This is a genomic window from Calothrix sp. NIES-2098 (assembly GCF_963875125.1).
Classification (GTDB): Bacteria; Cyanobacteriota; Cyanobacteriia; order Cyanobacteriales; family Nostocaceae; genus Aulosira.
In genome coordinates, this window is sequence record NZ_CAWNKJ010000001.1 from 6,474,922 (window position 1) to 6,491,056 (window position 16,135).

At 40.4% G+C, this 16,135-nt stretch carries 10 protein-coding genes; 4 read left to right on the forward strand and 6 right to left on the reverse strand.

Going from position 1 to position 16,135, the window contains the following annotated elements; translation table 11 throughout:
• Positions 1 to 343: 343 nt before the first annotated feature.
• The 3 genes from AACU33_RS27085 to AACU33_RS27095 all read right to left on the reverse strand — a co-directional run bounded on the left by AACU33_RS27085 (position 344) and on the right by AACU33_RS27095 (position 5,756).
• On the reverse strand, positions 344 to 3,169 hold the full coding sequence (locus AACU33_RS27085; protein ID WP_096592550.1) for a family 10 glycosylhydrolase: 2,826 nt from the start codon (positions 3,167 to 3,169) through the stop codon (positions 344 to 346).
• A 211-nt stretch (positions 3,170 to 3,380) separates the two neighbouring features.
• On the reverse strand, positions 3,381 to 4,703 hold the full coding sequence (locus AACU33_RS27090) for a TIGR03279 family radical SAM protein (RefSeq protein ID WP_096592552.1): 1,323 nt from the start codon (positions 4,701 to 4,703) through the stop codon (positions 3,381 to 3,383).
• A 90-nt stretch (positions 4,704 to 4,793) separates the two neighbouring features.
• On the reverse strand, positions 4,794 to 5,756 hold the full coding sequence (locus AACU33_RS27095) for an undecaprenyl-diphosphate phosphatase (protein ID WP_096592555.1): 963 nt from the start codon (positions 5,754 to 5,756) through the stop codon (positions 4,794 to 4,796).
• A 363-nt stretch (positions 5,757 to 6,119) separates the two neighbouring features.
• Between AACU33_RS27095 and AACU33_RS27100 the strand changes: the two genes are divergently transcribed.
• From AACU33_RS27100 to nadB, 3 genes are all read left to right on the forward strand, one after another.
• Positions 6,120 to 6,899, forward strand: coding sequence for a DUF3120 domain-containing protein (locus AACU33_RS27100; protein WP_339376318.1), 780 nt, complete (start codon positions 6,120 to 6,122; stop codon positions 6,897 to 6,899).
• A gap of 475 nt (positions 6,900 to 7,374) precedes the next feature.
• Positions 7,375 to 7,803, forward strand: coding sequence for a photosystem II complex extrinsic protein PsbU (gene psbU, locus AACU33_RS27105; RefSeq protein WP_096595407.1), 429 nt, complete (start codon positions 7,375 to 7,377; stop codon positions 7,801 to 7,803).
• A gap of 153 nt (positions 7,804 to 7,956) precedes the next feature.
• Positions 7,957 to 9,636, forward strand: a complete 1,680-nt coding sequence (nadB, locus tag AACU33_RS27110; RefSeq protein WP_096592557.1) for an L-aspartate oxidase — start codon at positions 7,957 to 7,959, stop codon at positions 9,634 to 9,636.
• A 224-nt stretch (positions 9,637 to 9,860) separates the two neighbouring features.
• On the opposite strand, the gene AACU33_RS27115 is transcribed toward nadB, so the two are convergent.
• Positions 9,861 to 10,127 carry a hypothetical protein gene (locus tag AACU33_RS27115; RefSeq protein ID WP_096592560.1) on the reverse strand — a complete coding sequence of 89 codons (267 nt, stop codon included), beginning with the start codon at positions 10,125 to 10,127 and terminating at the stop codon, positions 9,861 to 9,863.
• A 1,423-nt stretch (positions 10,128 to 11,550) separates the two neighbouring features.
• Here AACU33_RS27115 and AACU33_RS27120 point away from each other — a divergent pair.
• Positions 11,551 to 11,793, forward strand: coding sequence for a DUF7219 family protein (locus AACU33_RS27120; RefSeq protein WP_096592562.1), 243 nt, complete (start codon positions 11,551 to 11,553; stop codon positions 11,791 to 11,793).
• A gap of 319 nt (positions 11,794 to 12,112) precedes the next feature.
• Here the strand turns inward: AACU33_RS27120 and AACU33_RS27125 are convergent, their stop codons facing one another.
• Positions 12,113 to 13,282 (reverse strand): PAS domain S-box protein, encoded by a 1,170-nt coding sequence (locus AACU33_RS27125; RefSeq protein ID WP_096592565.1) that lies wholly within the window; start codon positions 13,280 to 13,282, stop codon positions 12,113 to 12,115.
• A 105-nt stretch (positions 13,283 to 13,387) separates the two neighbouring features.
• Complete coding sequence (locus tag AACU33_RS27130; protein ID WP_096595408.1) at positions 13,388 to 15,589, reverse strand: CHASE2 domain-containing protein; 2,202 nt, start codon at positions 15,587 to 15,589, stop codon at positions 13,388 to 13,390.
• Positions 15,590 to 16,135: the final 546 nt, after the last annotated feature.

Below are 16,135 nucleotides of genomic sequence, written 5' to 3' on the forward strand. Positions count from 1 at the left end.
TTGCAAATCAAAATAGAAAATTTATTTATAAATTACAACAAGTAAACCCAATTTAAAAGTTAGGTACACTAAGCTTTCATTGAAATTAATAGGAAATAAAGAAAATCACAATAAACCTCAATGAGCAAAGCTAGCGAGGCTATAAACCTGATGAAATCGGTTATAGAAATAGAAAATGATTCATCTTTTTCAAATTTACCATTTTCTCAATGGTAAAGTGCCAAATTTGATGAAAGCTGAGTCAAGAGTTAATGGGCATGGGGCAAGAGGAGAGATGGCGAGGAGGGGGAAGAAAACTCCCCACACTCCCTGGTCTCCCTTTTCCCCTTGCTCCCCTTACCTCTTAAGGACGTGGCAGTATGCGCCGTTCGCCGTAACGCAATAACCTTTCAATCGTTGCCAAACGATTCTCCCAAACTTTGACTTGATAAGGATTTTCCATAGCCTCCTGGCTCATCCAAGTTCTAAATTGAGCCTGGAATCGAGTTAGCGTAGCTTTTGCTGTGACGAACTTACTGGCAGAAGGTGAGGCTGCAAGCTGATTTAAAGCATTTTGTAAAACTTGTGCTTGATTGTTAAACTCGGAAATAGTTGTTGCAGGCATCTGCATTTGGTCGTTTTGCAAAATAAACTTCCATTCACGTTGCAAAGCAGTATAACGAACGGCAGCAGTTTGAAAAGGTTTGCGGTGTGGAATCGGTTCGTTAGTTGTCGGTTGCACCTTACCTTGGGTATTAGTGAAAAGTTTTTGTAACTCGTTGTTCAAATTTTCTGCTGCAAAAAGGGCGTAACCGCTAACTGGTAAGTCCCTGACTAGTTGCAATTGATCGAAGGCTCCGACGGCTGGCAAGGAAAGCAAGCGAATTCCTGGTACTAATAAAGTTGCGCCTAATTTTGTGGAAGCAATCCAAGGTTGTGCGAGTCTTTGGAAGCGAGGAGTGTCCAAGGCGTAAGTCATAGGCACAATTAAATCTATATCTCCTTGTCTAGCCCAAACTTCCCAGTGCTGTTGGATCTTCTGAATGCGTTCTAATTCTGGTAGGGGAAATACGGCAACGGACATAATTAAATTTGGTCGCTTTTGCCGCAACTTTTGTGAAAGTTGATCCACAAAAGTATTAACTTGTTCGGTACGGAATGCTGTCCATTTTTGCCACAAATCGCGATCGCTAGGAGAAATTTTCAACGGATCTACGCCTGTAAGTTGTTGAAACTGCTCTCTTGCTGCTTTTCCGTAGCCGTAAGTTCTACCTGCGGCTGGGTCTTGGAAAGGATAGCGAATGTAGTCTAATTGAAGCCCATCTACTTGATAGTGAGTGACAATCTCTTCGTACAGCTTCATTAAGTACTCGCGCAATTCGGGATTAGCTTGATCGAAGAATGGCTTAGTTTGACCAACCGGAATCATGTTGCCACGATTATCGTAGTTTGCCCAATCAGGATGAGCCGCCAGCACTGGCCCTGGATAATCAGGTTTGACGTTAATTACTTCATTGTGGCGCTGATTGCCAGCGGCGAACACCCAAACCCAAGCGTGTAATTCCATACCTCTGGCATGAGCTAACTTGACTGCTGCTGCCAAAGGGTCCCAACCGCGAATTAAGGGGTTTTGTTGCGGTGCAACTTGGCTGGGATAAATGGGATAACTCGCGTTGACGGTTTCAAAAAATACTGTGTTAATTCCTGCTTGTGCTAGTCGGTCAAAAACTTGCGCTAGTCCCTGTTCGCTACCAGCACGGACAATTGTCCCCCGATCTAACCACACCGACCGAATTTCTGGTTGAGCTAATTTGCGATCGAGGGGAAACTGCTTCCACAAACTGGCTTTAGCTGTTAACCACTGCTGACGAGCTAGAGCATAGTTTTTTTGGGCAATTAACTGCGGTAAGTTTTTGGCAATTTCCCTCGCCTTGGCGATCGCTTGTGCCGTATCTGGGATTTGCACGCCAGATCTGCTGGCAACTAAGCTGGTACGATCCACTTTCAGCGCTTGGGTGTTACCAATTAACGCTTCTGCGTTGCCAGAGTCAGAAGCTGCGGCAGCTAAATGGGCACTTTCGACTCTGCCAATGAGATGTTCTAGCTCATTCTGGAGAGCGATCGCTTCGTTGCTACCAATCGGCGCGTTAGAGTTGGGTACAACATCCAAACGTACTGCTTGTTCTAGTTGGTCAATCGGCTCTTGCGGATTTGGGGACGTAACATTTGTAACTGGTTTTGCTTGGGATGCAGTAGCGATCGCTGCTGGTAATTGCCGAGTCTGAGGTTTGGAATTAACAGTAGTTGTAGGAATTTTAGGTTGTGTGTTTTGCGGCGGCAGTTTTGGTTTTATAGCTTGTAAAATCGTTGGCGAAAAAACTGCTTGTGGTTGAGGAGTTTTAGCTGCAACTGCCACTGAAGTCGAACAAGCTGGCGAACCGCCTTCTATTTTCCTACTCGCACTCGGCGGTAATTTCATATAACGCTCGATAGAAGCTTTTAACCAAGCATTATCTACATCTGCTGTTGTAACTGCATCTACACCCCAGCGCCAGCCCAAAAACGTAGAATGATCGGTTGTCACAACTGCTGCCGGATTATCTTTGGCATTCCAAACAGCAGCTGGTGTACTAAAGTTATCTGGTACTACCACACCGCCATGCACTTTACCAAACATTTGGTCTTGGTTGCCCAATCCCGGTGGCAGCGGGGTTTTGGCTGGTTGCAGCTGTTGTGTATTACCGAGACTGAATCCCCAATAACCTCCTAACAGCGTGCGCAACAACTGCCGTACACCTGGGGCTGACAAACTACCTGCCGGGCCGCTGGCAATCAAGCGCCCGCCTTTACTCATCCATTCTTCTAAGGCGATCGCTTGTGCTGGTGTTAATGTCTCTACATTAGGCAAAAATAATACCCGGCGATCGCCCCAATCTGCCGGACTCCTAACCGCATCTAGCGGGATCACACAATACTTCACCCCAGCTGCCTGCAAGCGGTTTGTGATGCCTGTCCATTGATTAGTATTATCTTGGCTATAGACTATGCTCAATACAGGTTCTTCATCTGCGGCTATTGCTGGTAAAATAGCCAAACTATTTAATAGTAGAAATTGCAAATTAAAAATGAAGAATCCGGTTTTTTTAATTTTTAATTTTAATTTGGTAATGCGGTCTTCCTGATTCTTCACTCCTCACTCCTCACTTTATTAGTTATTTGTCAACAGTTAATTTTTAACTGCTAATAGTTGTTTTTTATACTTCGCAATATTTATTTCAGACTGGGCTGGTTTATGTATCACCCACACTTGGGTGAAACCAATCCACAATTACCAAATTTTAAATCTTAGATGATATTTCAATCCAAAATCATTGGATTTTTAAATCTCTATTACTTTGCCGTTAAGCAATACAGGTATTGATTAATTCTTCAATTCCTGCTACTGGGAAAATTTTTGTTCCTAGTTTGCTGGCGACTTCTTCAATACTCATATCATCTAAAAATATTAATTCACCATGTTTAAGCATGACATTTGGCAGCAAAATTCCATCACCTAAATCTTGCCCTTGTAAATTTAAAAGTAGATCGTGCCCTGTTAATAAGCCTGTAACGCTAATATTCTGTCCCCAATAGTCGCTAGATAGAGCGCGCATATTTACCTGCAAACCCGCAACAGCATTTAACTGTTTGAGAATTGGTTGAAACGCTTTCTCTACTGCATTACCTACTACCCAAGTTAATTTTTTCTTGGGAGATATTTTAGTTGGTAGCGATCTGGCAGCTTGCTCAAATTGCTTGAGAAACAATCGAATGGAACCAACGCCATTATCGATTTGAGGATATTCTTCATATTCAGCTTCACTAGGCAATTCTTCACCAGCAATTAAAAACCACTCATCGGCTAACCAGACAACGCTAGAACCGAACTTTTGACGAAATTCTAAAGAGAGCGATCGCACTTGGGAAATCACTTCTTGAGCTTTCTCTGGGGTTACAGGAATCAGTTCGTCTTGTTCGGGACGAAACCGTGTTAATCCCACGGGTACAACAGCTACTGATGCGACTGTCGATACTTCCCCAGTATAAAAGGACGCTAAATCCCGTAGTGTTTGTTCCAAATGTGAGCCATCATTTATACCGGGACAAACCACAACCTGAGCGTGAATTTGCAGCCTTCTGGCTTGAAACCACTTTAATTGTTGCAAAATTTGTCCAGCACGGGGATTTTTGAGCAACCTAGTTCTCACTTCCGGTTCTGTAGCGTGGACAGAAACATATAAAGGTGACAAGCGCATTTGTTCAATCCGCTGCCATTCGCGTTCTGGTAAATTAGTCAGAGTTAAATAGGAGCCATATAAAAAGCTCAAACGGTAATCGTCATCTTTAAAGTACAAGCTAGAACGCTTACCGGGTGGTTGTTGGTCAATAAAGCAAAACGGGCAATGATTATTGCACTGAATTAAAGCATCAAATAGAGCAGATTCAAATTCTAACCCTAAGTCTTCGTCATAATCTTTTTCAATTTCTAGATGATGGGTTTTGCCAGCAGCATCTAAAACTTCTAATTCTAGAACTTCATCAGCACATAAATATTGATAATCAATCAAATCACGGGGAGGTGTACCGTTGATTGCAACGATCGCATCTCCTGCTTCAAAACCGATCTCAGCGGCAATGGAATCTGGTAATACTTTGCTAATTCGGGCAGGACGGATTGTACTCATGGGTCATTGGGTATTTGTCATTGGTCAGTTGTCATTTGTCATTGGTCTTTTGCTTGAGACAAAGGACTAAAGACAAATGACAACTAACTATTAACTATTCTTCAACAAACCAGCACCGATCGACCCCAGTATTAATACACCAAATGCTAATCGATACCAAATAAATACCCAAGTACTTCTGGTTTTCAGGAAGCGTAGTAACCCGGCGATCGCAATATAGGAAAATATTGTGGCAGAAATCACTCCCACAACTAAGGGAAGTATTGCTGCACTACTTAATCCTTCTCCTAAAACATCTTTTAACTCGACTAACCCCGCTAGGGTAATGGCGGGAATACCTAGCAAAAACGAAAACCTAGCTGCGGTTTCCCGTTCCAATCCCATAAATAATCCCCCTGTCAGAGTAGAACCAGAACGAGATACGCCAGGGATTAATGCCAAACATTGCGCTAAACCCATCAATAAGCCATCGTTCATGGTCAGTTTTTCAAAGTTACGCTGGCGCTTACCTAGTTGTTCAGCCAATCCCAGTAACAGCGACATAACTATCGAAGCAACAGCGATCGCGCCTAAGCTTCTAATGGGAGAATTATCAAAATCGGGGATAAACTTTTTGATTAACAGTCCAAAGAAGATAATCGGCAAAGTACCCAAAATTATGCCTAGGGCTAGCCGTAGGTCGTAGTTATCGTAATCTTTACGAGCGATCGCTGTTGCCGATCCTTGAACAATTCGCGCCAAGTCTGCCCAGAAGTACCACAACACAGCGGCAATACTACCTAGTTGAATAATTGCTGTAAAAGCTACCCCAGGATCGCCCCAACCCAGAACTACAGGCACAACTTTTAAATGGGCTGTGCTACTAATCGGTAAGAATTCTGTTATTCCTTGGACGAATCCTAAAATAATCGCTTGGAAAATATTCATTTGTTGTACGCCCTCACCTGCTGGATTAGGCTGGGCGCTGAGAACTTGAAGCGGAAATGCCGCTACTGAGGCTGTAGCAGATGCCGCACTTAAGATGAAGAACCATCGATGTTTAAATAGAGCCATTACTGTACCTGCGATCGCTGATATTACAACCAATTAAACAAACACAGACTGAGAGAACTTGCCAGGAAAATAACTAAGAATGATTCAGGTTGTCTTTCTCTCCCCAAAAAGGCGCGCCATTAATTTACCATCCTCCGTTTCAGAGAGTACCTGACACGCCCTAGAGTTTCTCAGAAATAGATGACGCCTTAACTACAATCTTTTAAATTTTTTGTGACCCACCAACATCAGATCGGTTTGTATTCGATCGGTAACATCTCAAAAATCTAGGTAAAAACAAGCTATGATAAATATGCCCCTGGGGGGGATTTGTAGCTGTGTTATCTTAAGTAAGATAAAGTTTAGTAACAATTATTAAAAACATTGATTAATAATACATTGTCCTCATACAGTACTTCTACGGCCTCTATAGCTACTGAATTGCATTCCACTGACACGGGGCAAAAAGCCATCAGTGAATTGGAATCTACACTTTCTCACTCTCCTAATCTGCCAATATCTTCATCATCTCCACAAGCTTGGCTAGTCTTAGCAGCGGCGGTGTTTTTAGTATCTGTCCCAGTGTTTGTAGAAGCACCGCTAGTGCGATCGCTGCCAAGTGTAAGTTTGGCAATGACAGGATTATGGGTGTGGCTGAGTTTTAAGTTAATGTCACGTCCTGCTACTTATATTTGGGGTGATTTGCTGTTGGGTTTCAGCTGGAGTTGGCTGGCCGGAGGAATTTACTGGGGATGGTTACGTTGGGAACCCCTATGGCATTTGCCAGTAGAATCTATCGGCTTACCCTTTGCCTGTTGGTGTCTAGTGCGGAATTGGGGCAAAGTCGGTAACTGGTTTTATTTAGGTTCTTTATTCGGTACAGTCTTAACCGATGTGTATTTTTATTTAGTAGATTTAATGCCCTATTGGCGGCAAATTATGCAGGTGGAGCCTGAGAATATTGCACCAATCTTACAAACTGCTGTCATTCAAGTTCAAACGCCTTGGGGTCAAGCTTGGGCAGTGATTCTCGCTTCAGCACTTTTAAGCATTGGGATTTTACCTTTACGCTCCAAACAAAGACATTGGTATGCCTTTAGCGGCGCAGTTTTAAGCACAATTTTGGTAGATAGCTTATTTTTATTAGCGGCGGTTTTGGCTTAAGAATTTGATGTGTAATCCCAAAACCTTAACAATGGGTCATGGAGCATTGGTTAATAGTCGATAGGCAAGGATCAAAGTTTAACCAACTCTTCCTTCTGCTCTCTCCCTCATTTGCTTTTGCACCCTCAATCCTGCTCCTGGGCATTTAGGGAAAAATCCTTCAGTTCGCTACCTCTGGTTGTCCTCTTGCAAGGATAACTTTAAAAAAGTTTTTGCAAAACTGTCATCAAACCTAGTAACAGTAAATATTGTGGTTATTAATAAGCTGTATATTAGTTTCTGATGACTGCTGTGTGTTGATTAAGCAAACAGTTCTTAATCAAGGGTCACAGGTCAAAGGTCACAAGTCAGAGTTCAAAGCTCAAAAGCTTTTGAACTATGGACTGTTGACTATAGACTATGGCCTAGGGACTTTTGACATCTGTTAGCTTAAAACTTTTTTGATTTCAGTTTGATGGAAAGAGGTAGAAAAATCGTGAAAGGATTGGTGCGTTTATTAACAGTGTTTAGCTTGTTGCTTGGTAGTTGGGGATGGCTGGGAACTACTCAGATAGCCCAAGCTGCCAGTTTCAATAGCATGACTTTTCCTCAAGTCCCAGTTCTGGCAATTGAGCGTCAGAATCGGGCAGACGCTAAATTAGCTACGGAATTTGGTAAAAAAATCGATTTGAACAATACCAACGTCCGCGCTTTTCAACAGTATCCAGGTCTGTATCCTACCCTAGCTAAGAAAATTATCAAGAATGCTCCTTACCAAAAGGTAGAGGATGTTCTCGACCTTCCAGGATTAAGCGATCGCCAAAAACAAACTTTGCAAGCCAACTTAGAGAAATTTACAGTCACAGAACTAGAACCTGCCTTCAACGAGGGAGACGATCGCTTTAACAACGGTATCTATAGATAACTGCAAGTTATCTTTAGTGAATAACAGCCTACTCCTTATCTGAAGGAGTAGCATTTTTAGATTAGAGATGGGTATAAGAAGACAAGGGAATAATTATCCCTCGTTTTCTTTTTCCCCTCTCCTCTTCTCCCACTTCTCCCCAAATCTCTTACCTTGCCTGAAATAGATATTCCCAGCCAGTTTGATGTCTTAGTAGTTGGTGCAGGTGCCGCAGGACTGTATACGGCACTTTGTCTACCCGAATCATTACGAGTTGGTTTAATTACCAAAGAGACAGTTTCTTTATCTGCCAGTGATTGGGCCCAAGGCGGCATTGCTGCTGCAATCGCCCCAGAAGATTCTCCTACTTTACACATTGAAGACACAATCCGAGCCGGGGCTGGCTTGTGTGACAAAGCGGCGGTAGAATTCCTCGCGCAACACGCTCCTAGCTGTATTCAATCTCTGGTGAATTTGGGTGTAGCTTTTGACCGTCATGGTAATGCTTTGGCTTTAACTTTAGAAGCTGCCCACTCTCGCAACCGCGTTCTCCATGCCGCTGACACCACAGGTAGAGAAGTTACTACCACTCTTACCGCCCAGGTATTGCGACGCCCAAATATTCAAGTAATCCAGCAGGCTTTAGCTTTGAGTTTGTGGATAGAACCGCAAAGCAATAGCTGTCAAGGAATTAGTTTATTTTATCAAGGCGAAATAAGTTGGATTAAAGCTGGTGCTGTAGTACTAGCTACTGGTGGTGGTGGCCAGGTATTTGCTCAAACTACTAACCCGGCTGTGAGTACAGGGGATGGAGTAGCCATAGCTGCCCGTGCAGGCGCTATCCTCCGCGACTTAGAATTTGTACAATTTCATCCTACTGCTCTCACCAAACCAGGGAGCGATCGCTTTTTGATCAGTGAAGCCGTGCGTGGTGAGGGCGCACACCTCGTTGACAATGAAGGGCGGCGTTTTGTCTTTGACTACCATCCAGCGGGAGAACTTGCACCTCGCGATGTAGTTAGTCGAGCCATTTTTAGTCATTTGCAACGTACCGCAGCCGATCCTGCTACTGCCCATGTCTGGTTAGACATGCGCCCCATCCCCCCGGAAAAGATTCGTCATCGCTTTCCTAACATCATCAAAGTTTGTCAACATTGGGGTATTGATGTCTTTATAGAACCTATTCCTGTTGCCCCTGCTGCCCATTATTGGATGGGTGGAATTGTTGCAGATTTAATGAATCGCACAAATATTCCTGGTTTATATGCTGTCGGCGAAACTGCCAGTACTGGAGTGCATGGGGCAAATCGGTTAGCAAGTAATTCTCTTTTAGAATGTATTGTATTTGGCGCACAGATGGCAAATATTAATCTGCGTGTTGCTGAGTTAGATGCAGAGTTGCCTATGTTGCCATTACGGGAATTTCACAGTGATGTTAGCGAGTGGCAAAGACAGCAAGCACAAATAGAAACACTGCGACAGAAGTTACCGCGTCTAGTTTGGCAAAGTGCTGGTATTTGTCGATCGCAATCAGGATTAGAGGCAGCGATCGCCACTGTTGAATCTTGGCAGAAAGACTTTGCTGTCTTACCTTTGAGTAAATTTCTTCTATCTTTAAAAGCAGCAGAACCAGCTCGTTTAAATCTACCAGATGTAGAACGGCAATTGCGACTTTGGGCAGAAACTCGTAATTTACTAGATGTGGCGGATTTAATTCTCAAAAGTGCTGTTTTTAGAACCGAAAGCCGAGGCGGACACTACCGCTTAGATTATCCAGAAACCGAATCTGATTGGCAAGCTCACACCCTTGTACAAAAAAATAATTGGTGGAAATCACCCATATTAAACTCTTGATTGTCCTCGTTTGAATCTAGAATTTAAGTCATCAATCTAAAAATCTCTATCACTGGTAAAATAATTCTCCCCTGCTGCCTATCTGTAGCGATCTTAAAAGTGTGTTGTTAGTAGGGGGTAAAACAGTTTAGAATCAGCAACTACTTAGACTTATACCGTCTGATGTCATGAATTTTTATAGTATAAATCCTTGTTCAGTATATTTTCTGTGAATTTTCCATATCTTAACGAGTTCCACTACCATGCCGACTATCAGGGCCGCCATAATTTCGTGGTGTAAAGGTCTGCTTTAACTCTGGAGAATTAGGCTGAGATTTGGTTAAGTTTTCGCTACTTGTGCCAAGATTATCCATAGGCAAAGTATTAAAAGCTACAGTAGTATTAGCTGTTTTAGGCATTACTAAATAAACACCGATCAACAATATTGCAATACTAGTAATTCTTAAATGATTAATTATAGACTTAGGTAAATCTGCTGTTTCGGTTTTCATGCTTTTTCTCTATGTTACTAACAGTAAATATGCTCATTATCCCAGATAAACATTAAATTTTTATTAATTTTTTACTACAAATAAATGAACTTTGCGGGAAACAAACAGTCTTTATTAGCTGGCTGGTTTGGCTTGGAGTAATTTGGGAAGAAATTATTGGACAATATAGAAATACAATTTAGGTTGCGTTTATAACATCGGTCTAAAGTTAGAGATTTTCACACACTCCTTAAACACGTGTATTTACTAAATTGTTATTCCTTAACACAATTTTAATATTGTAGTGCATAAATACTATGTTGGCTGGACTACAAATCTAGGTAAATCAACCTGAATTTCTGGAATGTTAAGAAGTCCATAGCAGAGAGGATTGCTAAACTTTAAAGTTTAAAGTTGCCCTTTGGTATTTTTATATTCATTGCTAGATAAGCAAAATTAGTCAAAATTCTAGCAGATATAAAAGCTTGCTTAAGTATATATGCTGAAAATTTGCCAATATCTAGTGCTTTGCTCGCATAAACTATGCAAAAAAGCTCCCAAAAGTCATCCATTAATTCTAAAGAAAAGTTTAATTTTATTGACAAACTACCTATTTTATCATCCTTACATTACTAATACAGATTCTTCACACCACATTCCGGTTAATATGACAAAGTTATTGCTAGAGCTAAAAAAGAATTAATGTGAGCGAGTCTTTTCTCACAAGCAAACGACAGTTAACCTAATTGCACACCATCTCTTGTTCGCTATTTAGACATTCCTGTATATAGAAGCCCTCTAGGCTGCTTATTTTCACATAGGAGTGTGGAAATACTCTTTCTGCGTGGTGGCTCACTTCCTAGCTTTAGGAATCATTTCAGGAATTAAATTGGATTGTTATAATACCCAATCACTTTTCAACGCAGAACTCATGTAACAGGCATATAAATTACCTTGCGTAAATGAGATGATTTATTGTTTGAATTTCCCTGATAGGATTTCGATATGAAAATGCATAAATAAGCTTGAGTTGGTAAAATTTTTAATTAGCTCTGATAAGTTCTATTCTGAGGGCGTTAATGTGAAAACTCACGCAAATTTGGATTTATGTAATGGAGATTACATAAATTCTTAACTTTAAATAGTTCTAATGAAGTATTTATATAAAAGTCAATAAAATATATATTTTCAATATACGAAATTAATTGTGATATTTAATCTAATAGTTCTTTTTACTAAGAAAGTAATATTGTTGATTTACTCCTATATAAAAGCTCGCTAATTAGATAACTAGATTACTCTTGTAGTTGTTGCAATTCTACGCAAATAATTTCAGGAGTAAAATCGGAATGCTATATGTTTTTGAGTTTGTTTAGCTCAGGGCTAATGGTTAATCAACAATAAATGCTTTTCACCCTACCAAAATTTTATCAGGAGTGTACTGATGACACAGGTTAATCAAGAACATCTCGATCGATTTCTCTATCCTCAATATCGCTATTATGGGTCTTTCAAGCCAGAAAGCCTTGCCTTTAATGCAAATCTCCAAGAATTTGCACAGAAAGTTGGTTATATCAGTGTTTTAGAAACAGCGGGCAAACTTTCTCCAGAAGAAGCCTATAGGCAGATTAAAGAACTTTGGAAACAGTTAAAGCAAAGCAAAAAAGAATTAGGAATTGGTCAATAAATAGCTAAAAATTGGTGTTATATAGCCTCAATTATTAGGGCTATGTATACATCTTATAACAATTTAAACGTAATATCTGTATGTAGGGTGGGCATCGTTTATCAGATGCCTATCTGCTGAACATTCTTACATATATTGTCATAATAAAGTTAATACCAATTGCAAAAAGAAAGCGACAGATAAATTGTAGCGGTGAAATTTTACTGTCCATCATGGCAATGCATGTGTCGCTAAATCGAAATTTATCAATAAAAAACTGGATATTTATCATCTAATTTATCCAACTAAAGATTGCTTGAATTTCTATTTAAAGCTGTTGTTAATTAACATTTTTCAAAACCATGTGCTTTTGAGCATCAAAACTAATTAAACCTTGTTGTTTTAATTTGCTCAGAAAACGTGTAATTGTGACTCGATTTGCACAGCAAGCGCTAGCAATATCTTCATGAGTCAAACGCGCGCTTAGACGCGTTCCCCCTGGTACAGGTTCACCAATTTCTTGTTTGAGAAATTCCAAAAGATAATGCAAGCGTTCTTGTACTTGACGCTTGCCGGAAATTGCTAACAAGGATTCTGTTTGCTGTAACCGTTGATTGATTTTTGGTAGAAAGTTATGGCTAATGCTAGGAGAAGCAGCTATCTCTGACACGTGAATTGATACTATTTCCACATCGGATAGAGCTATTGCTTGATAAATCTTCAAAGATGTCATATTGGAGCCAAAAATCATCCCTGCTCCTACCAAACCGATCAGCACTTCTTCACCTGTTTCACAGAAAGTACTGAGTTTTACCCAACCCCGACAAACATATAAAATTTGTAGCGGATTGAGAGAAATATTGTCTCCTTTAGAATATTTATAGATGCGGCGATCGCGAATAACGCTGCTGACGCTCTTAGTTTCTGGCGATTCCCATTGCTGGCGTTCAGTGATCTTGCGTACTAACCACCGCAAAGATATTACCTGACCTTGTTGATTGCGGACAGCCGCTACTGTTAAACCAGCATTAAAAGTATCGCCATGACGTTGCTGCAAGTGTACTAATAATTCAGTGTCTAGATCTGATTCAGATAATCGGTTGATTTCTGTACGAATTTGCTGACGTTCTTCGATGGGGACAAAGTTGGTAATTGGTTTACCTACTAAGAATTGTTTAGAAACATTAAGTAACTTAGCTGCCATTTGGTTAGCTTCGTGGATTGTCCCTGATGCATTAGTAACTAAATATGCATCTGGTGCTAAATCAAATAACTCCTGATAGCGTTGGCATTCGGTTTCTAAAAAATTTTGTGTTCGTATTAATTCCTCATTTTGCTGATATAGTTCCTCTACCGCTAATTGCAAAGTTTTTGAACTGTTATGGAGTTCCTCAAAAGCTTGAGGTAGCATTTCTGAGGGTACCCAAGGTAAGACAGTAGCAGTTTGATATAAATCTGCTAAACGTTTGTGCAACACTTCTGTGCGTTGGAAAAACAGCTCCAGATTCATGAGGAATTTCCTACCTTCTTACAGAGGTTCATTTTGAAAGTAACTATTTTTAGGAGTACAAAACTTCTATCTTAAGGTGTGGATCTGCGGAATTAATCGATTCAATTAAGCGAACTCATAGCGATTTTTACCCAAGTTTTTAGCACGGTACATAGCAGTATCTGCCTGTTTAATCAAAGTTTCACTATCGCGGCTGTTAAGAGGGTAGATACTGATCCCAATACTAGCAGAGACTTTAGTAGTATACCCATCTAAAACAATCGGTTCGGTAATAGTACTGAGAATTTTTTCGGCGACTTTAGCAGCTACTTGGACGTTGGGAATTGCCCGTAGGATTACTGTAAATTCATCGCCGCCTAAGCGAGAAACTGTATCGCTACCGCGTAAGCAATTACTCAGTCTTTGTCCCACTGTTACCAAAAGGCGATCGCCAATTTCATGCCCCAAAGTATCATTTACTTGTTTAAACCCATCTAGATCGATAAATAATAATCCTAATAATAAATTGTTATCCTGCGCCCAGTCTAAAGATTCAAGAAGTTTTTCGTTGAAAAATTTACGATTTGATAAGCCAGTTAGAGGGTCGTGATATGCCAGATAACGCAAGTGGTCTTCTTTACGTTTTAATTCGGTGTTAGAACGGTAAAGTTCGGCAGCAGTACGCTTAAGTTCTTCTTCCATTTGCTTGCGCTGCGTAATATCTCGAATCACCCCAACTAAAAAGTAATTACCCGCAGCATCTTTATGAAGCGATCGCTTAGTAGAAATTAAATGAGTCGAACCATAAGCATCGGTAAATTCTTCTTCACTTTCCTGAGTTTGCTGAGTCTGGAAAACCTTCTCATCTTGCTGGCGAAATACATCAGCTTCATGTCTAGGAAAAAAGTCATAGTCTGACTTTTCAATTAACAACTGATTGGCATAACCAATCAATCGGCAATAAGCTTCATTTAACACAATCCACTGATGTTGTTCGTTTTTGACAAAAATAGGATCGGGAATTGTATTAATAACTTGATGTAAAAACTCTTTGGAGCGTTTTAACTCTTCTTGCATTGAGGCAAGATAATTGGTAGTCCAAACAGCCGAAATACCAAACGTAAGTAGTGGTGGAATCAAAGGAATCCACCAACCAGACAAAAAAGCAATATAGCAAACCAGAGCTAACAACAAGCAAAAGAGGATAATACTAACAGATAACTTTGTTGGTTGGCGGATGCGCCATGCTGTTGTGGCTCCCAAATAAGACCAGCCAAAAATCCATAAGTATTCTAATAGCTTTGGCCAGACTTGCAGTAAAGGTCGTCCTTCTAACGCAGCAGCAATCAATTCATTGATAAAGTGAGCTTGCAGTTCAATTCCCGCGATAGGTTGTGCTGTACCCATCAACCTGCTAGATTGCGGGATGAAAACAAAATCTTGCAAGCTAGGTGCAGTAGAACCAATCAGTACAATGCGATCGCTGAACCATTCTTTTGATACTCTGTCTGCTAGCACATCCCTCATCGCTACTTGGCGATAACTACAAGGTGCTGCGGATGAAGTAGGACAACTGGGTTTGGGAAAGTTGGATAAAATTTGGTAGCCTCGATCGTCGGCCCTAACATAAGCACCATCATTACCCTCAAATCTAGTAAACACTGCCTGACCCAACTGCAAGTAATCAGAGTTATTGGCTGCGGTTTGAGGAGTAATTCCGTATGATTTCAAATACAATAAAGCCAGCTTCAAGGCAAAGCTTTCGTGTGCTTTATTATCAATATGCCAATACAACAAGCTACGACGGATTTTGCCATCAGGGTCATATAAAACATTGTTAAAACCAACTCGATCGAGTTGATTTAGCACTGGTGGAGGTAAAACACTAGCATTTTTATTATTTGCCAGTTGTTCAATTCCTATCAAGTTTGGTATTGACTTATAAGCCTTCACCAAATTTTCATAACCAGGCTCTACTGGTAAATCCCGGTAAATATCTAAACCAATAGCGCGAGGTTGATAAGCGTTTAATTTTTGTAATAACTGGGCGATCGCATCATCTGGAATCGGCCAAGAACCTACTTGGCGTAAAGAAGCTTCATCAATCGCTACAATAGTAATGCGCTCTTCTGGTAGTTCGTGTGGACGTAAGCGAAACAATTGATCTAAAGCTGCTAATTCTAAAGATTGGAATAATCCAATAGAGCGTATAAGCAAAATGCAGACTGCAACGCTGGAGGCGGTAATTAATTCCCTGTGACCTCGACCAAGCGGTTTTTTGAGTCCAGATATGAACCTTACAAGACGCTTGCCTAGCTGCTTACTCATTCCCATTACCTAGTGGGGAGAAATATAAATATTTTTTATTTGCGATCTCTATCCAGTACGGGGCGAATGTAGCTTAAAGGTCGAGCTACACTAGCTTTTTCAGAGTCTATTCAGATAGATTGAATTTCTCAAGATGAATCTTGGCTATTCATTATCTACTGAAATAGCAATTGGAACTCTTGCGCTTCTTAGCACAAGTTAAGTATAAATAGTGTTTTTTAAGTACAGTAGTATATCTATCGAAAGTATTAAAATTGAATATTTGCATAATTGTGTATTAAATCTTGTTAAGAGTATAAAAAAATTGCTAGTTATGGTAAATTCACTGGAAACTAATTGAATAATTAAATTTGTAATGTCTTGAATTTATTTGCTTATTGCCATTAAAAAGCAAACATATCGCAAAAACTACTAATTAAAAAATAATACATAGGGTCATAGCTGATGTTTTATATTATTTATTACTCAAAATGAATAAGTCAACCGGAAGCAAATTTGCTGTATGCAACCAGTTGACTATTCAGTATCAAACCTCAGTTTAATTTG